The sequence below is a fragment of the uncultured Campylobacter sp. genome, assembly GCF_938045465.1.
GTDB lineage: Bacteria > Campylobacterota > Campylobacteria > Campylobacterales > Campylobacteraceae > Campylobacter_B.
Window position 1 is genome coordinate 1 of sequence record NZ_CALIBF010000014.1, and the last position, 16713, is coordinate 16713.

Sequence of the window (16713 nt, forward strand, 5' to 3'; positions counted from 1 at the left end):
GGTTAGGTGGGGTTTGGGGCGGGAAGGGGAGCGACCTCGCAACCGGGGCCCCCTTCCCGCCCCAAGAAAAGCTTGGGGGGGGCGGCGCGGCGCACGGCATATCGCAATGATGAAGCGCAATAAAGCGATGCGCAAAATTCTAGATGACAGCTCGCAATGTGCAGTTCCGCGGTGCGGCGGAATTTTAAAATTTTATTCGCCTCAGCGCAGCGCGTTAAATTTTAGAATTTTAAAATCTATCGCAGCGGCGCCGTATCGCGAGAGATAAAATTTAAAATTTAGCCGCAATTTAGGGGTTTTCAATGCTTCTGTTTTTCTTTACGATCTTTCCGATATCGCTGATGCCGGGCATCAACATGACCTACGCGCTAAATCTCGGCATCGGGCGCGGCTATCTTAGGGCGCTGCCCGCGTTGCTCGCGCAGGTGCTAGGCGTCGCAGCTGTGGCGCTTGCGTGCATATTCGGCGTCGCGGGCATTCTGCTTGCGCACCCTGCGGCGCTTAGCGCGATTAAAATTTTAGGCGGCGCGTATATTTTTTATCTGGGCGTCGCGACCTTTTTGACGCGCGGAAATTTTAAGCTGCAAAAACAGAAGCGCAGCGAAAATATCTTCCTCCAAGGCCTCGTAGTCGCGGTCTCAAACCCCAAGGCGTGGATATTTTTCACCGCTCTCTTTCCGCCGTTTTTGGACGCGGACAATCTTTTCGGCACGCGCACCTTCGCCCTCGTGGCGATCTTGTGCGCCAGCGAAAGTATCTGCCTTAGCATCTACGCGCTAGGCGGAGCGGTGCTAAAAAATCTGCTGAAAACCCATTTGAAATACCTCGAAATTTTCTGCTCGGTGCTGATGTGTGCGATCGGGCTTTGGATGATTTTGGGCTAAAATTTTGATTAAATTTAGCGCCCGAGCTTTGATGAAATTTTTAAATTTAAAAGATAGATTGAAAAGTGGTATTGCTGCGGCTAAATTCCGAGAATAAATCCCGAAATTTAGCCGTTAGCTTTGAGTTAAAATTTTAAGCGATCGATCGCGTACGCTAAACGTCGCGGCAATTATCGTCCGCAACGAACCTACAGCGCGTTTAGGCGGTTTTGGCTTTGTGTAGCATCGCCTCGCCGCGTGCGCTTAAATTTTAAAATTTAATCTCTGCCGTGAAGCTCGCCCATATAAAATTTCACAGAGCCGAGACCCTCTTTTTTAGCCCATTCGTAGGCGCTTGAGACAAACTCCCAGTTGATACCTGCGTAGAATTTCTCCAAATATTTCGGGCGCGCGTTGTGCTCATCGATGTAATACGCGTGCTCCCAAACGTCCACGACTAGAAGCGGCACGAGCCCCTCAGTTACCGGCGTAGCGGCATTTTGGGTCGCTTTGATGCAAAGCTTGCCCGATTTCGGATCGTAAGCGAGCCACACCCAGCCCGAGCCGAAATGCGCCGTAGCAGCAGCCAAAAACTCGCTTTTAAAATCCGCAAAATTTTCCGCTAGCGCCGATTTTAGCTCCGCGGAAGCCTCGCTAGGCTTTGCGATGCAATCCCAGTAAAAATCGTGGTTGTAAACCTGCGCTGCGTTGTTGAAAAGCCCGCCGCTAGCCGCCGTTACGATCTCATAAAGCCCCTTGCCCGCGAACTCGCCCGATTCGGTAAGTTTATTTAAATTTGCCACATAGGTCGCGTGGTGCTTACCATGATGATAATCACAGGTTTGCTTGCTTACGACCGCGTTGTGCGCCGCATCGAACGGCAACTCTCTAAGTTTAAACATCTTTCTCTCCTTGAAATGAATTTTGAAGCGATTATAGCCTAAAATTTCTAAACGAATAATAAAATTTATTATTTAGGATTAATTTTAAGATGAATTTCAATCTAAGTTCGCTCCTAATATAATCGCGCTTTAAATTTAAAATTTAGGCGGTTTATGAACACCAAAGGCTTTGCTTCTGTCCTCATCGGAGCGCTTTTTGAGTGCGACCTGGCACACGAGTTTAAGCGCGCTGCTAGTACGCACGAATCGCTGCTCACCGTCATCTCCGTAATTGCGAGCTTTTTTATCTTTATGCTTGCTTTTAAATACATAGCGCGGCATTCACATACGCCCTATACACGGGTATCGGCACGCTTTTATCACTTCACTCTAAACGATCGTCGCGCTAAAAGAGGACTCGGAGATTAACCTGCTTCGCATATTTTTCATATTCACGCTAAGCTTATGCACAGGCATCGGCACGATCGGCGCCGTGATGCTGGGCATATTCGTCCGCTGCGAGAAAATTTCTGCACGCAAAGCGCCTGTTATTTCTCATAATTTCAAGCGCCGTGATGCTGAAATTAATTTAGAATTTTGGCGAATTTAGCTAAGCTTAGCGCTAAATTTAACGCAAAGGAAAACCATGAAAATCATCGAAGGCTCGCTTGCTCTTAAGGGCAGCGAAAAAATTCTAATCATCAACGCCCGCTTCAACCACATCATCACAGATCGCCTAGTCGAAGGGGCGCATGATGCGTTTTTGCGCCACGGCGGCAAGGAGGAAAATTTAAGTCTGATGCTGGTGCCGGGCGCGTTTGAGATCCCACTCGCGCTTGAAAAGGCGCTAGCTTCCAAGCTTTACGACGCCGTCGTCTGTCTAGGCGCGGTTATCCGCGGATCTACTCCGCATTTTGACTACGTAAGCGCCGAAGTAAGCAAGGGGATCGCGAATACCATGCTAAAATACGGCGCACCCGTGACTTTCGGCGTGCTAACTACCGATAATATCGAGCAAGCGATCGAGCGAGCAGGCTCAAAGGCCGGCAACAAGGGCTTTGAAGCGATGAGCGGTGCGATCGAGCTTCTAAGTCTATTTCGCAACATAAAGGCGTAAAATGGCCACCAGACACCAAGCCAGGCTCGCTGCAATCTCGCTGCTTTACTCCCAAGATATGAACGGCGACGGCGAGGACTTTGCGGACGAATATCTGGAAGAAAAGCGCATTCGCAACGAGCAGCGTAACTGGACGCTGGCGCTTCTGCGAGGCGCTAGCGAAAATCTCGCCGCGGTCGATGCGCTGATAGATGAAAATTTAAAGGAATTTAAGCTCGCCGAGATTTCGGCTCTGGAGCGCGCGATACTGCGGCTTGGGGCGTATGAGTTGCGCTTTACGGACACCGACGCGGGCATCGTCATCAACGAAGCGATTAACTCCGCCAAGGAGCTTGGCATCTCGCCAAGATTTATAAACGGCGTGCTGGACGCGCTAAAAGATAGCCCCGTAAACATCGCGGCGGATAAAATTTCCAAGCCAAATACGACGGCAAGCGTAAATTCCGAGCTATCCACGGCGACAAGCGAAAATTTCAAGCCCGCTGCGGCGAAAAATTCCGCTATTTCAGACAGCAACGTTGCGACAAAAAATTTCATCCCCGCAGACGCGGACGATGAGACGAAAAATTTTACCAAGGCAAAGAGGAGCGGCGCGCCGAAAAATTCTACGACAAGAAGAAGCGGGGCATCCAAAAAGCCCGCTAATTTGAAAACTCGCAACGCGCCCGCAAAAAAATCCGCCGCAAGCAAAAAATTTAAAACGGAGGGAAATTTTAAGACCGGAGATAAATTTAAGACGGAGAAAACGGGCAAAAATTTCAAAACGGGCGAGCGAGGTAAAAATTTTAAGGCAGGCGAACGAGGCAAAGACGCCGCACCGAAAAGAGAGAGCGCAGATAGAAATTTCAAGGCGAGCAAAAACGCGGCATCGAAAAAAAGCGCTGCGGGTAAAAATACTGCGCCCAAAAATAGCGCGGGGCGCAAAAGCTCTACCGCGCCGAAAAAATCTGCGGGCAGCAGAGGCGCCATCTCAAAAAGACCTGCGGGCAACAAAGGCACGGTACGCGGCAAGGATAAACGGTGAAGCTCTGCGTCGCGCTTGATCTGGGCTCGAAGCAGCAGTGCTTGCAGCTAGCGGAGCGGCTTGCGGACTTTTCGGATAAAATTTGGCTCAAAGTTGGGCTGCGAGCGTATTTGCGCGACGGGGCGGGTTTTATCGAAGAGCTAAAAAAGCTCGGAGATTTTAAAATTTTTCTCGATCTAAAGCTTTATGATATCCCAAACACGATGGCTGACGCCGCCGAGGAGATCGCTAAGCTTGGCGTAGATATGATAAATGTGCATGCAAGCAGCGGCAAGCGCGCGATGGCTACGGTGATGGAGCGACTGGGCAAGCTTAGTTCGCGCCCGCTAGTGCTAGCGGTTTCGGCGCTAACGAGCTTTGATCAGGCGGAATTTAGCGCGGTTTACGAGCAAAATTTGAGTGACGCCGTGCGCAAATTTAGCGTGATGAGCTACCAAGCGGGCCTTGACGGCATGGTTTGCTCGGCATTCGAGAGCCGCCTAATCAAGGACGCCACGAGCGCAAATTTTATCACGCTCTGCCCGGGCGTACGGCCGTTTGGCGAGAGTGCGGCAGATCAAAAGCGGGTAGCGGATCTAGGCGTCGCGCGCGAGGCGGGAGCTGATTTTATCGTGGTAGGTCGGCCGATCTATCAGGCGCAAAACCCGCGCGAAATCTGCGAGCGGATTTTGGATCAAATTTAACGCCCGCGCTTGCGTGAAATTTGGCGCGAAATTATTTTAAACAGTGCTCCGGTGCGAGAGAATTTTAATAAAATCACCTCGCGAGTGCGGCTTAAACGGCGAGCCGGCACGGCAGCAAGATAAAATTTAGCAAGCTTTGCAACGCGCACAAATAAAATTTAAAATTTCATTCAAAGCGGCGAGCTTGGCGGAATTTAAAAGAAATTTGAGGTAAATTTGAGCGATTTTAAGAAAATCCCATATGTCGGCGAGGCGACCGAGGCGGATCTACTGGCGCTCGGCTACGAGGATATCGCTTCGTTAAAGGGTGCGGATCCACACGAAATGTTTGAACGCACAAAGGCGCTCGGGCGCGGCAGATGCATCCTCTACGTTTACCGAGACCAGCTACTACGCCAATACGCCTCGTCCCGACAAAGCCAAGCTAAAATGGTGGCTTTGGAAGGACTAAATTTACGAATTTGACCCGCGCCGTTTATAAATTTAAACGGATTTACTAGCAACCGACGCGGCTGTATTTGCGGCACGAAACGACGCCGCGCAAAAAGCGTAAATTTAACGAGTGCTTTAATTCTGAGGGCGCAAATTGTAAGCGCGAGCTTTACAAGCACAATGCAATAGAGCGGCGCAGAGCGCAAATTTAACGGGCGCCGTATAATGGAGCGCCGCAAAGCGGAAGGACGGTTAAAATGAAATTTTTTACTCTTTTGATTTTATGCGCGAGCGCGCTTCTTGGCGAGACGATCAGTGCGAAATATGAGATTTCGTTCGGCGTTTTCGGCGCGGTCGGCAGTGCAAATACGCGGCTCGTGCGCGAAGACGATCGCTACGAGATCGTCATGGATGCCGTTGCGCAGGGCGTCGCGGGTAGCCTAAGCGGACAAAGGCGCGAGAGCTTCCGCTCGAAGGGGCGCGTCGTGGCGGGGCTTTTGATGCCCGATCTCTACGTCCACGAGGTCTCGCGCAAAAAGGGCAAAACGACGAAAAACGAGCGCAAAACCTACGCCTTCGACTACGCGCGCAAAACGATAAAATTTCAAAAGTTCAAGGGCGCGGGCGGCGAGCTACAGCTCGTAAGCGATGAAATTTTGCCCTATTTTGCGACGAACGACCTGCTGAGTTTGTTTTTCAATTTCTCTAAAATCCCGCACTCGGGCGATAAATTTTTTGTCCGAGCTGCGGGCGCAAAGAGCGCCGACGGAAGGATCGACATCGAAAGGCCGCGCGGAAGCGCCGCTGCAGATATCGCGAGCGAGCTTGGCGTCGCGCCGCCTAGCGATGCGGATGCAAACTCCAGCGCAACGGCAAGCGCAAGCTCTAGTGGAGCAGATACGAAAACCGGCGCAACGGACGCAAATTTTAAAGGGCGCGGCGCGGGCGCGGATAAGCAGGCTGCGGCGATTTACGTGGTTTTCATAAACCAGCCGATATTTTCGAGCAGCCGAGGCGAGCTGCACCTGAGCCTAAACGAGTGCGGTTACGCCGATCGCGCCGTTTTGAAGGACGTGCTGCTCTTCGGCGACATCCGCGCGCGGCTCGTGGAATGAGACTTCGTAAATTCGAAAAATGCCTGAGTTAAAAATTTTTAACTCTTAAAAGATAATTTGGCGCGTCTAGGTCTTTATTAAATTTTAATTTCATATATTTTTTAAGCTCGTTATATTCTTTATTAGTGGGGATAAATATAAAAAATTTATTGTAAAGCGCGTCTATAATTAAAGCATCGACAAACCTACATGAAAATAAGCCGCCCTTAAACAGATGAAAAATCATTTGCGGTATGAAAAGAAAGATAACCGCTCCCATGCAGCAGAATAACATTATGAAAACTATCATAGAATCATCAAATATCGCACCATAAATATAAGCGAGTACGTATATGGCAAGGCAGGTTTTTCCTGCGATTTTTTCCGTTTCCGTATATTTATGTGTTTCGCTTTCATAAAAAAATGCGAAAGTCTTTTTGAAATATAAAATCTCATCAAATTTCATTACGAGCTGCTCGCCTGATTTTATACATTTTATGCTTGAGTTTAAAAATATAAATTTCCCTCCGTAATGCTGCAAAAACCCTTAAGAGCCCTGGCAACCAAAGGTCCAGTAAGCAGAATATTCGCAACTTTTCTATCATAGGGAATATTAAATACTAAATTTATAAACATAGCAAAACAAAGCAACGCTACTATAGCTATAATATTTACGATCGGCATATAGTCTTTTATGATTATCGGCTCTTTGTCGTAATCACGAGTTTTAGCGCCCCGCGATGAAATACCGCCCGGGTTTAAATTTTGAAATTTTGCCTCATCTTTTGAGTTTAAATTCATGTCGTTTAAATTTCTATCTCGGAAATTTGCGCCGCAAAGATAATCGGGTTGCAATTTGGGGTCTGTTTGATCAAAATTCGTATTTTTAAAGTTTTTGCTACTCAAATTTGCATCGTTTGAATTTAATGATCTGCGATCCGCCGTATCGCTGAAATCCGTATCGTCAAAGATGTCAGCGTTAGCGCCTTTTCGCAGCTTTTGTTTTAAATTTCGGCGCTGTTCGTTTAGAAGCTTTTTAGATTCCTCAAGCCGCACTTTATCCAAAAAATATCCTTAAGCTTAAATCGCTTGTATTTTATAACTTTGGGCTTAAATCGCAATAAATCGCGCCCATTTCGTGAGCTTTTGATTTTATTTAAAATGTGTTTTGCATCGCGCCGCATGCGCGAAATGACGGCAGCAAGGCGCGCGGCAACGGAAACAAACTGCGTTTTTGGATCGATTTATTTCTTAAATTTTCTTATGAAATCGCTCGCGCCCCGCACTGCCATCGCTGAGCTCATAACGGCGATCCTATCGGCTCCCGCGCTTAGAACGGAGGCGAAATTTCGCGGCGTTATGCCACCCAGCGCGTAAATTTCGCCGCCATAAAACCCACGCACAGCGCGGATCAAATTTAGCCCCTTCGGCGTAAGCCCCGCCTTGCAATCGGTCGCAAAGATATGGCTCAGGCAGATCGCGTTCGCGCCCAGTTCCAGCGCCTCGCGCACCTCCGCCTCGTTGTGGCAGGAAGCGACCAGTTTTTTGAAATTTGCGCGCAAAAACTCCGCACCGTGCGCCGCGCTGAAGCTCCGCAAAACCCCGAGCGGCAGCCATAAATTTCTCTCGCCCTTGCGCAGCGCAAAATCTGCAAAATTATGCACAAAGACCGCGAGTGGGCACCTTACACTCTCTGCACTCTGCGAATTCTTTGTCCCTTTCGCGCTCTCTGCACTCTGCGAGTTTTCCGCCTTTTTCACGCTTTCTGAATTTTCTACGACCTCTTCACTTTCCAAATTGTCTGCATGCTGCGCGCTCTGTGAGCTCCCCGTATTTACTGCACCCTGCATACCCTCTGCGCCATTTGCATTGTCTGTACCTTGCGCGCTCCTCGTCGCGAGTTTTGTTTTGCATATGGCGCCGCGAAGCGAAATTTCGTCAGGTACGCTATCATTCTCGCAGTTTGCAGCGCCGATAAAATTTTCAGACAAAATTTCATCTAAAACGCAAGTGGAATTTTTATGCCGTGCCTCATCCATAGCGGCACCGTACTTGCGACCCGCATCCGCGCAAAGCTCGCTTTTGCTTCCGCCCGAATGGAACTTTTTTAACAAAACTTCGTCTGCGTCGCGCTCGCAGAGCAAAATTTTATCCGCATAAGCCGCGCTCGCGTCTAATTCACTTGCGAAAGCCTGGGTTTCGCCAAATTTAGCAGCACTAGCTTCATCTGCAAAAATCACGTTTGCGCAGGCTGTATCCGCACAAAATCCGTTCTCGCAGGCACGTAAAATTTTACCAAACAGCGCTGCGTAAGCTTTCTCGCTCAAGTCTTTTTCGCGTACAACGATCTCGCCTACGCCCGTTGCGGCAAAATCCGCTATACGCGCAAGCAGTGCCGTCTCGCCGCCGCAGAGCGCGCGATTTGTGATGATCGTAATGCGCGAAGCAAGCTCTAAATCTAGCATCCGCCCGCTCCTTTAGGCCCAAAATCCACGCCCGTGAGCGACGCCGCACCGAGGCTCAAAATTTTATTCACAGCGTTTAATTTTAAAATTTCGCCCGCAGCGCTAAGGTTTAAAATCTCATTCGCCAGGATTGAAGCCAAAATCCCTGCCTCTGCGCTAGAGCTTAAAATTCTCGCAGCGCCGCTAGAAATAAAATTATTCGCCGCCGCATCGAAAACTAAATCCATAGCCGAGGTGCTGGAGCTTAAAATTCTGCCCGTCCAGATGGAGGCTAAAATTTTGTTCGCGTCGCTAGAGTTCAAAGCATCTGCCGAACCATTAGATTTTATCGGCTTTGCGTTGCCGCCGCATAAGAACCTGAAGCTCGCGTCGTTTTTAAATTTAAAATTTACGCCGCCCGAGGGCTTGGAATTTGCGCTGCCTTTAAATTTTAAATCCACGTATGTGTTCCGAGGTCTTAAATTTACACACGCATTTTGTAGCACAAAATTTCCCGCGCCCGCTAACACGGCGCCAAAGCCTTTTTTATCTGCCATAGCGCCATCAATTTTATCGCCGTGTGCGGCGCTGTAAAATTCGGCGTAGTATTTTACGCTACGAATTTTGCTGCGTCTAGCGGCGCCAAATCTGCCCGCAAGTAACGCACCGCAAATCTTGCCTCTTAAAAAGGCGTTGTAAATTTTACCCATGCGAGCGCAGAATTTCGCCGCATAAAATTCTAAAAATTTCGCCGCCGAAGCAAGCCTCTCGTGCTGAAGTTTCGCGGCGCAAGCTCGCATATCCGCGCTTTTAGACATAGATATACTCGCTCATCAGCGGCTGCAGCCCGCCTGCGCGGATCGCCTCGCAGACCTCGCTTACGCTGCGCGCGTCGCTGATCTCGAACTGCTCGTCGCCCCTCTGCTCGCTGTGTCCGCCGATACCCACGCTCACGCCCGCCGAAATTTTACTCGCCGCGATTTTAATCGCATTATCGCGGAAGCCCGCCCTCTCGCGCGTGGAGATCGTGATCTGCGCACTTGGCAGCAGCAGCCGATACGCGCACATGACCTGCAGCAGCTCGCGCTCGCCGACGTCCTTCGGGTTTATTTTGTCGTTATTGATGATCGGACGCAGGCGCGGCACCGAAAAGGAGATCTCGGCGCGCGGATACTTTCGCTGAAGCAGCCACGCGTGCACGCCCGTGGCAAAGGCATCGCGGCGGAAGTCTCCGAGCCCCAAAAGCGCCGCGAAGCCCACGCCGCGCATACCGCCTCTAATCGCGCGCTCTTGGGCTGCGAAACGATACGCAAAAACCCGCTTGTTCCCCGCAAGATGCAGCTGCGCGTAGCGCGCGGGATCGTAGGTTTCTTGAAAAACGGTGACGAAATCGACGCCGCAAGCGTGCAGATAAGCATAATCCGCGGAATTTATCGGATAAATTTCGACGCCGATTACCTTAAAATACTGCCGCGCGAGCTCGCAGGCGCGCCCGATGTAGCGCACGGGGCTGTTTTTCTCGCTCTCGCCGGTGAGGATTAAAATTTCTTCTAGCCCGCTCGCCGCTATCGCCTCAAACTCCGCCTTTAGCTGCGCCTCATCGAGCCTTGCGCGCGCGATTTTGTTTTTGCAGTTAAAGCCGCAGTAAACGCAGAGATTGTCGCAGTAGTTTGAGATGTAAATCGGGGTGAAAACGGCGATGTTGCTGCCGAAATGCGCCGCTTTTTCGCGCGCTGCGGCTTGCGCGATCTGCTCCAGATGCTCGCCTGCGCGCACACTTAGTAGCGCGGCAAAATCGCGCAGAGTTCTGTTTTTCGCGCTGATCGCCCTTTGCACGTCAGCCTCGCTCGCCTCCTCGCAAAAGCCCTCGCGCAGAGCTAGCGTGCTCTGCATCATCTCGCTTCCGATATCCTCCATGCCCGCTAGATAGCCGGTTTTCATCATCTTTAAAATTTTCCTTTTAAATTTTCATTTAAATTCTATGCGACACATTTGCGCGTGCAAATTTACGCGCCGCAAAGTTTATTTTCGTTTGGTTTAGAAGCGCATTTTAGCAGGATTTCGGTAAAAAATTTTAAAACGGAGCGCCCCGTTCGCATTTTAAATTTTAGTGATTATTAAAAGATGAAAGAATATACTTTCGTAAAATTTTAAGGAGAAGTAATGAAAAAAATCATCTTAGGTTTAGCCCTGTTGGGCTCTTTGGCTTTTGGCATAACTTTTAGCAAAGAGCAAGTTAAACAATTTGAGCAAAATTGCGAAGCAGGTGATTTTGAGGCTTGCAGTTACGCCGGCGCTCTTTATAAAAATCCGACCTTGTTCGGGGGAAACGCATCCGATAGGGATTATAAAAAAGCACTTTATTATTACAAAAAGGCTTGCGACGGAAACGATTATGTAGCTTGCTCGGATTTGGGAGCAATGTATCATGGTGGCAAAGGGGTGAAAAAAGATTATAAAAAGGCTGTCGAACTATTCGATAAAGCTTGCGACGGCGGATATGCAGACGGCTGCAACAATTTAGGTTATATGTATGCAAATGGTAAAGGGGTTAAAATGGATATGACGCGGGCTATGGGATATGCCAGAAGAGCCTGCGATGCGGGAAGTTGGATGGCGTGCGGGAATTTTGCTTCAGTTCTTGAAGCAGGTGGCGACAGAGCAAGGGCGACACAATACTATCAAAAGGCCTGCGAAATGGGCAAAAAACACCCAGGGTTATTCGGCTACGATAAAGACTCTTTACGAGAATACTGCGATAAATACGACATACTAAAATAGCCCGCCGATCAATCGGGTTTCTCTCGATCGGGCTGCTTTCAGCCCGATTAAATTTTAAAATTTGATCGCCGAGCCTGCTGCGCGCTACACCGCTGCCAAATTATACTTTTCGCCACTACACTTTAAGATGCCTAGCGGAATGCGGAATTTATATCGTTCGGCATAGGGCTTAACAAAGTATGCTGAGATTTAACTCACATGGCGCAAATTTGCACGGCGCGAAATTTTAAAATTCCACGCCGCATCTATCGGCTGCTACGCCGAGCTTACGCAATATGTATCTATACAAACCCGAGAAAGGCAAATTCGGCGCAAAAAACACGGCTCGCGCAACCAAGCGCGCTTAAAATTTTAACCGCTAGCGCAAAAATCCCGTTAGCGGCGAGCTTGCGCTGGCCGTTTTGCAAACGGCGCCGAGCCCCGCCAGATAGGCATCGCGCCCCGCCTGCACGCCGAGCGCAAATGCCCGCGCCATCAGCGCCAGATCCCCGCTCGTGGCGATCGCCGTATTTACCATCACCGCAGCGCAGCCCATCTGCATCGCCTCGCAGGCCTCGCTAGGCGCGCCGAGCCCCGCATCTACGATGATCGGCACGTCGATTTCGTCTAGTAAAATTTCGATCATCCCACGCATCATCAGCCCGCGATTAGAGCCGATCGGCGCGGCCAGAGGCATCACGGCGGCAGCCCCTGCGCTTACCAGATCGCGCGCGACGCACAGATCGGCGTGCATGTAGGCAAGCGGCACGAAGCCCTCGCGCGCCAGGGCCTCGCAGGCCTTGATCGTCTCGGCGTTGTCGGGCAGAAGGTATTTGCTGTCGCCTATGATCTCGATCTTTACGAAGTCGCCGCAGCCCAGCTCGCGCGCGAGCCGTGCGATCCGCAGCGCCTCCTCGGCGTTTCGCGCGCCGCTGGTATTCGGCAGCAGCGTAACGCCGCGAGGGATGAAATCCAAGATATTGCGGCTCTTGCTTTCGTTCACGCGGCGCAGCGCAAGCGTGACGATCTCGCAGCCCGCGTGCCGCACGCAGGCGTCGATCATCGCGTGATCGAACTTGCCAGAGCCCATTATCAGGCGCGAGCTAAACTCCTTGCCGCCTAAGATCAGTTTATCATCCATTCTATCCTCTTTAATTTAAATTTTGTTTTCACATACGGCGCAGATAGCGCAATATCAGCGCGCTCGCGCGGTGTATTATACACAGCGCGAGATATGCGCGCTTTGCTTGCTTCTATTCGTCGCTTTACACGCCGCGAGGCGCTGCGCCCGAGCTTTAAAATCTCTCGTCAAATTTTACGCCACGACACAAAATTTTAAAATTTCACGCGCAGACTGTGGCTCGCTTTACTACACGAAATTTTAAATCCTACATTCAAAAGTAGCTTGCTCGCGCCGAATAAATTTTAAAATTTTACTTATCCGCGAGCTGCACACGGCAAATGGTTTAAATTTGCATATCGCGGCTAAATTTGCTCGGCGCGCGGTAAATTTCATACCGTTTTTAAACGCGCTGTATACTCGCCGAAACGCTCGCCGCTTCCTAAAAATAATCGTGCAAATCCTAAATTTAGCAGCGAAATAAATAAAGGCGCGTAAATTTAGAAACGCCAAAGCGCACGATGATAAGCGCCAAGCTAGCTCTCCTCACCCAAAATCAGTCTGAGCGCGACATTTGCCTGATGCGCGGCACAGATCGCCACGCGCGGCGCAAGCAGCCCCACGCCTTGAGCTGCGGCGCTTTTACGGTCGCCGCAGACGAAGACGTTTTTGCCGAGCCGCGTCGTGCGGATCTCGTTGGCGCCGCCGCTGCCCGCCATGCCGCTAGCGCAGATCAAAAAGCGATCCGTGCCGCCGAATGCGCCAAAAATCATCGCTTTCGCCGCCGCGTCGTCGAAGCACTCGCAAATTATACGCTCGTTTTTTAAAATTTCGGCTACGTTTTGCGCGGTAAGTCGCTCGTTTAAGGTTCGCACGCACACGAACGGGTTTATGCGCGCGATTTTTTCGCGCAGAGCGGCCGTTTTGGGCTTGTAGAGATCGCTGATCTCGTACTGCTGGCGGTTGAGGTTGGTCGGCTCGACGACGTCGAAGTCGATCAAAAAGAGCTCGCCCACGCCCGCGCGCGCAAGCAGGATCGCGACGTTGGAGCCGAGCCCGCCGAGCCCGCAGATCGCTACACGCGAGCCTTTCAGCGCCTCGTTTACTGAAGGGGCGTTGCGAGCAAACATCAGCTCGCGAAGCTCCTGCGGCGATAGCTCCGTACCGCGGGCAAGCAAAAAGAGCTCATCGCCCGCCTTCAGCTCGCAATTCTGCGTGCTCGCATAGCCGTTTATCACGGCGATCTCACCGCTAAATTTAACCTCGCGCTTCAGCCCGTCAAGATCGCTCGCGCCCGTTTCGTAAGCTTTGCCGTTTAATTTTATCTGCATTTTGATCCTAAATTTTATCTTTTTGCCGCTTAAATTTATCGCGCAAATTTAAGCGCGCGGCACCTCATATCTGCGCGAACATAGCGCGCACTGATGCGGTATTGCAGCGCGGTTGCGGCAAAAATTTGCGCGGCTACTACGCACCGCACAAACGCTCGCACGAGTCGTGATGTCCGCGGAGCGCACCGAGCGCATCGCGCATGACTTTAATCTGCAAATTTAATCCCGCTTTTAACGCGTAATGTTTCAAGTCTACTGCGCGCATTGCGTTCAGCTAATACGGCGCGTCGTAGAGCCTCTGTACGAAATACACAGCGCAAGCTAAATCCGTTAAATTTTAACGCATTAATCCCGCTTGTCGGTTAAATTTTAAGTCGCGAAGCGCTAGAGCGATCCGCCGAATTTAAAAGCCGCTAAACACTCGAATAAATCCACACTGCGGCTAAATTTAAAATTTCAAGCCGAACCGAACCGACGAAAGCGGTACGTTGTAGTATGCGTCGCAATGTACATGGCGGCAGAAATCTCGGGGTAAATTTTAAACCTCGCGCCCAAATCCCGCAACTTCGGCGTAAATTTTAATGCCCCCGCGCTCAAGTTTGCGGCGGCGGCGCAGTTTACAGCTCCACACCCAGTCGCTGCGGCTGGCGATGCAAATTAACGTTCCGCCGCCGAAATAAAATTTAAACTCTATCGCCGCGGAGCGAATTTTAAAACTCCTGCGTCGGTCGCCGCGGCTTAGCTCGCTTTCAAAATTTAAAAACTCACCGCGGGCGCTAAACCGCTCTGTCCTTCTAATAAATTTAAAAATCCAAACGCTGCTATCTCTCCGCGCCGCCGTATCACTTAAAATTTTAACGACGCGCGTGCAAATTTTAAGCTCTAACCGCTGTGTCGCCATGCCACTTAAAATTTAGTGGCCTTCGCGCGGATTTAAACCTCGGTGGCCGTAATTTTAACATAATTCAAAGCTCCGACCTCAGCCGCCGCCTACGAACTCGACGATCTCATATTTTTTGCCGCTTGAGATCTGCGTGCGCTCCCACGCCTCTTTTTTTAAAATTTCGCCGTCGCGCTCGAGCGCTACTAGGCGAAGATCATGTCCGCGCGAGCGCAAAAACTCGCTCACGCTCATATCCTGCGCCAGATGCAGCCGCTCGCCGTTTACGCAGATCTCAATCATCGCTCGCTCCCAAACTCTCGCGATACTCCTCGTAAGTGCCCCTAAAATCGACGATTTCGGCGTCTCCTTTGAGGTGTAAAATTCTATTTGCAAACGCGTCGATGAGCTCGCGGTCGTGGCTCACGCAGATCGCGCAGCCCGCGAAGTTATACAGCGCCTCGCCAAGTGCGATGATCGCCTCAAGATCGAGGTGGTTGTTGGGCTCATCTAGCACCAGCAGGTTCGGGCGTTGCAGCATTAGCTTGCTTAGCATCACGCGGTGTTTCTCGCCGCCGCTTAGACTGCCCACGCTTTTCTCCTGCTCCGCGCCGCTAAAAAGCATACGTCCAAGGCATTTGCGAATTTCATCCAGATCCCTATTCTGCGGGCTTTGTAGATATTCGTAGAGCTTGAGCTCGCCTGAAATTTTATTATTCGTATCCTGCGCGAAGTACCCAGGCTCGATCGTGGCGCCCATGTGCACCTTGCCGCGCTGCGGCGCGAGCTCGCCCATGATGATCTTGCAAAGCGTGCTTTTGCCTACGCCGTTTCGCCCGATGATCGCGATCTTATCGCCGTGAGCGAGCTTGAGGTTGAAATTTTTCAGAATTTCAACCTCGCCGAAGCTCATATCTACGCCGCTTAGCTCTAAAATTTCATTACCGATCTCGCGCGCGGGTTTAAATAAAATGCTAGGCTCCCTGCGCGAAGAGGTCGCAAGCTCGCTAAGATCGAGTTTGTCGAGCTGTTTTTGGCGGCTCGTGGCCTGCTTTGCCTTGCTTGCGTTGGCGCTGAAGCGAGCGATAAATTTTTCAAGCTCCGCCTTTTCTTTGAGCTTTTTCTCGCGCTCAAACTGCGCCTGCTTGGCGATGAGATTGGACGCGATGAACCAGTCGTCGTAATTGCCGCTAAATTCGCGCACCCGCCTAAAATCGACGTCGAGGATGTCCGTGCAGACGCGGTTTAAGAAGTGGCGGTCGTGGCTGATGACCACGAGCGTGCCCGTGTGGCGATTTAGCTCAAACTCAAGCCACGAAATGGCGTCGATATCGAGGTTGTTCGTCGGTTCGTCCAAAAACAGCACGTCGGGGCGCGGGAAGAGCACCTGCGCGAGAAGAACCTTAAATTTATCGCTCGTCTCGATCTCACTCATCTTTTTATCGAAGTCGTTCAGCCCCAGCGAGCTTAAAATTTTCTCGATCCGCGTTTCGTACTCGTAGGCGGGATCCTCTTCCGCACAGATCATCTCAAGCTCGCCTAGGCGCTCGTTTATCTCGTCGTTAAACTCGCCCGCTTCGTAAAGCTGCGTCTTTTCGCGCACGGCGTCATAGAGGCGCTTGTTGCCGTAAAGCACGGCGTCTTTGACGCTGAAGCTTTCAAAGGCGAATTGATCCTGCCCCAAAACGCCGATTTTAAGCCCGCTTTCGATCAAAATTTCGCCGCTGCTAGATTCGATCTGCCCGCTTAAAATTTTAAGCAGCGTCGATTTGCCCGCGCCGTTTGCGCCGATGAGACCGTAGCGCCTGCCCTTATCGAGGCTCAAATTTACGTTTTCAAAAAGTAGCTGTTTGCCAAAGCGCATCGTAAGATCTTTGATTTCAACCATATTTTTCCTTTTAAATTTCTATTTGCATTGCCTTGCGCGCGGGCTTCTGCCAGGTTTTGCGCGCAAATTTCATCTCGCGGTTTTATTGCGACTTTTACGCCGCGCGGAGCTGCGATAAATTTCTCCTATTGTAGCTTAAAATTCTGAAATTTCGCCGAAGAGGCGCGAGCCGGCGCGATTAAATTTAAACCGCTAG

Annotated in this window: 16 protein-coding genes and 2 pseudogenes; 7 read left to right on the top strand and 11 right to left on the bottom strand. The window is 50.6% G+C overall.

The features are described 5' to 3' along the window. Window positions 1-302: 302 nt before the first annotated feature. Window positions 303-884 (top strand): LysE family translocator, encoded by a 582-nt coding sequence (locus tag Q0413_RS00860; RefSeq protein ID WP_298986303.1) that lies wholly within the window; start codon window positions 303-305, stop codon window positions 882-884. Window positions 885-1141: 257 nt separating this feature from the next. Here Q0413_RS00860 and sodB read toward each other — a convergent pair whose 3' ends face one another. Beyond that, entirely contained in the window at window positions 1142-1765 is a 624-nt protein-coding gene (gene sodB, locus Q0413_RS00865; protein ID WP_298986305.1) for a superoxide dismutase [Fe], read from the bottom strand. A 625-nt stretch (window positions 1766-2390) separates the two neighbouring features. Here sodB and ribH point away from each other — a divergent pair. The 5 genes and pseudogenes from ribH (at window position 2391) to Q0413_RS00890 (ending at window position 6115) form a co-directional block, all read left to right on the top strand. Then, window positions 2391-2861: a 6,7-dimethyl-8-ribityllumazine synthase gene (gene ribH / locus Q0413_RS00870; protein WP_298063905.1), complete on the top strand. Its 471-nt coding sequence runs from the start codon at window positions 2391-2393 to the stop codon at window positions 2859-2861. 1 nt (window position 2862) lies between these two features. After that, window positions 2863-3237, top strand: a pseudogene (nusB, locus tag Q0413_RS00875) (transcription antitermination factor NusB); the annotation flags it as partial. Between the two features lie 644 nt (window positions 3238-3881). Then, window positions 3882-4568, top strand: coding sequence for an orotidine-5'-phosphate decarboxylase (gene pyrF / locus Q0413_RS00880; protein WP_366939619.1), 687 nt, complete (start codon window positions 3882-3884; stop codon window positions 4566-4568). 216 nt (window positions 4569-4784) lie between these two features. Continuing rightward, window positions 4785-5019: pseudogene (locus tag Q0413_RS00885) on the top strand (helix-hairpin-helix domain-containing protein). A gap of 238 nt (window positions 5020-5257) precedes the next feature. Continuing rightward, a complete protein-coding gene (locus tag Q0413_RS00890) occupies window positions 5258-6115 on the top strand; it encodes a hypothetical protein (protein WP_298986309.1) in 858 nt (285 codons plus the stop codon). A 28-nt stretch (window positions 6116-6143) separates the two neighbouring features. Here Q0413_RS00890 and Q0413_RS00895 read toward each other — a convergent pair whose 3' ends face one another. The 5 genes from Q0413_RS00895 to thiH form a co-directional block, all read right to left on the bottom strand. Continuing rightward, window positions 6144-6560 carry a hypothetical protein gene (locus Q0413_RS00895; protein WP_298986312.1) on the bottom strand — a complete coding sequence of 139 codons (417 nt, stop codon included), beginning with the start codon at window positions 6558-6560 and terminating at the stop codon, window positions 6144-6146. Between the two features lie 41 nt (window positions 6561-6601). Continuing rightward, on the bottom strand, window positions 6602-7159 hold the full coding sequence (locus tag Q0413_RS00900) for a hypothetical protein (protein ID WP_298986315.1): 558 nt from the start codon (window positions 7157-7159) through the stop codon (window positions 6602-6604). Window positions 7160-7338: 179 nt separating this feature from the next. Continuing rightward, window positions 7339-8559, bottom strand: coding sequence for a thiamine phosphate synthase (locus tag Q0413_RS00905; protein ID WP_298986318.1), 1221 nt, complete (start codon window positions 8557-8559; stop codon window positions 7339-7341). Beyond that, window positions 8553-9356 (bottom strand): hypothetical protein, encoded by an 804-nt coding sequence (locus tag Q0413_RS00910; protein ID WP_298986321.1) that lies wholly within the window; start codon window positions 9354-9356, stop codon window positions 8553-8555. Before Q0413_RS00910 ends, Q0413_RS00905 begins: the two co-directional genes overlap by 7 nt. Then, window positions 9349-10434 carry a 2-iminoacetate synthase ThiH gene (gene thiH / locus Q0413_RS00915; RefSeq protein ID WP_298986339.1) on the bottom strand — a complete coding sequence of 362 codons (1086 nt, stop codon included), beginning with the start codon at window positions 10432-10434 and terminating at the stop codon, window positions 9349-9351. Before thiH ends, Q0413_RS00910 begins: the two co-directional genes overlap by 8 nt. Window positions 10435-10701: 267 nt before the next feature. On the opposite strand from thiH, the gene Q0413_RS00920 reads away from it, so the two are divergent. Next, window positions 10702-11319, top strand: a complete 618-nt coding sequence (locus Q0413_RS00920) for a tetratricopeptide repeat protein (RefSeq protein WP_298986325.1) — start codon at window positions 10702-10704, stop codon at window positions 11317-11319. Between the two features lie 358 nt (window positions 11320-11677). Here the strand turns inward: Q0413_RS00920 and Q0413_RS00925 are convergent, their stop codons facing one another. The 5 genes from Q0413_RS00925 to Q0413_RS00945 all read right to left on the bottom strand — a co-directional run bounded on the left by Q0413_RS00925 (window position 11678) and on the right by Q0413_RS00945 (window position 16517). After that, window positions 11678-12454, bottom strand: a complete 777-nt coding sequence (locus Q0413_RS00925) for a thiazole synthase (protein ID WP_298986340.1) — start codon at window positions 12452-12454, stop codon at window positions 11678-11680. Window positions 12455-12954: 500 nt separating this feature from the next. Further along, window positions 12955-13749 carry a sulfur carrier protein ThiS adenylyltransferase ThiF gene (thiF, locus tag Q0413_RS00930; protein ID WP_298986328.1) on the bottom strand — a complete coding sequence of 265 codons (795 nt, stop codon included), beginning with the start codon at window positions 13747-13749 and terminating at the stop codon, window positions 12955-12957. Between the two features lie 538 nt (window positions 13750-14287). Beyond that, window positions 14288-14650, bottom strand: a complete 363-nt coding sequence (locus tag Q0413_RS00935; RefSeq protein ID WP_298986331.1) for a hypothetical protein — start codon at window positions 14648-14650, stop codon at window positions 14288-14290. Window positions 14651-14728: 78 nt separating this feature from the next. Beyond that, on the bottom strand, window positions 14729-14932 hold the full coding sequence (gene thiS / locus Q0413_RS00940; protein WP_298986334.1) for a sulfur carrier protein ThiS: 204 nt from the start codon (window positions 14930-14932) through the stop codon (window positions 14729-14731). Then, on the bottom strand, window positions 14925-16517 hold the full coding sequence (locus Q0413_RS00945) for an ABC-F family ATP-binding cassette domain-containing protein (RefSeq protein ID WP_298986336.1): 1593 nt from the start codon (window positions 16515-16517) through the stop codon (window positions 14925-14927). Before Q0413_RS00945 ends, thiS begins: the two co-directional genes overlap by 8 nt. Between the last annotated feature and the right edge of the window lie 196 nt (window positions 16518-16713).

Bases quoted from the DNA above. Each gene is read 5' to 3' on its own strand.
- Q0413_RS00910 (WP_298986321.1), bottom strand. From the start codon at position 9,356: ATGTCTAAAAGCGCGGATATGCGAGCTTGCGCCGCGAAACTTCAGCAC.
- Q0413_RS00945 (WP_298986336.1), bottom strand. From the start codon at position 16,517: ATGGTTGAAATCAAAGATCTTACGATGCGCTTTGGCAAACAGCTACTT.
- Q0413_RS00935 (WP_298986331.1), bottom strand. From the start codon at position 14,650: ATGGCGACACAGCGGTTAGAGCTTAAAATTTGCACGCGCGTCGTTAAA.
- sodB (WP_298986305.1), bottom strand. From the start codon at position 1,765: ATGTTTAAACTTAGAGAGTTGCCGTTCGATGCGGCGCACAACGCGGTC.
- Q0413_RS00920 (WP_298986325.1), top strand. From the start codon at position 10,702: ATGAAAAAAATCATCTTAGGTTTAGCCCTGTTGGGCTCTTTGGCTTTT.
- thiH (WP_298986339.1), bottom strand. From the start codon at position 10,434: ATGATGCAGAGCACGCTAGCTCTGCGCGAGGGCTTTTGCGAGGAGGCG.
- ribH (WP_298063905.1), top strand. From the start codon at position 2,391: ATGAAAATCATCGAAGGCTCGCTTGCTCTTAAGGGCAGCGAAAAAATT.
- Q0413_RS00890 (WP_298986309.1), top strand. From the start codon at position 5,258: ATGAAATTTTTTACTCTTTTGATTTTATGCGCGAGCGCGCTTCTTGGC.
- Q0413_RS00860 (WP_298986303.1), top strand. From the start codon at position 303: ATGCTTCTGTTTTTCTTTACGATCTTTCCGATATCGCTGATGCCGGGC.
- thiS (WP_298986334.1), bottom strand. From the start codon at position 14,932: ATGATTGAGATCTGCGTAAACGGCGAGCGGCTGCATCTGGCGCAGGAT.
- thiF (WP_298986328.1), bottom strand. From the start codon at position 13,749: ATGCAGATAAAATTAAACGGCAAAGCTTACGAAACGGGCGCGAGCGAT.
- Q0413_RS00895 (WP_298986312.1), bottom strand. From the start codon at position 6,560: ATGAAATTTGATGAGATTTTATATTTCAAAAAGACTTTCGCATTTTTT.
- Q0413_RS00905 (WP_298986318.1), bottom strand. From the start codon at position 8,559: ATGCTAGATTTAGAGCTTGCTTCGCGCATTACGATCATCACAAATCGC.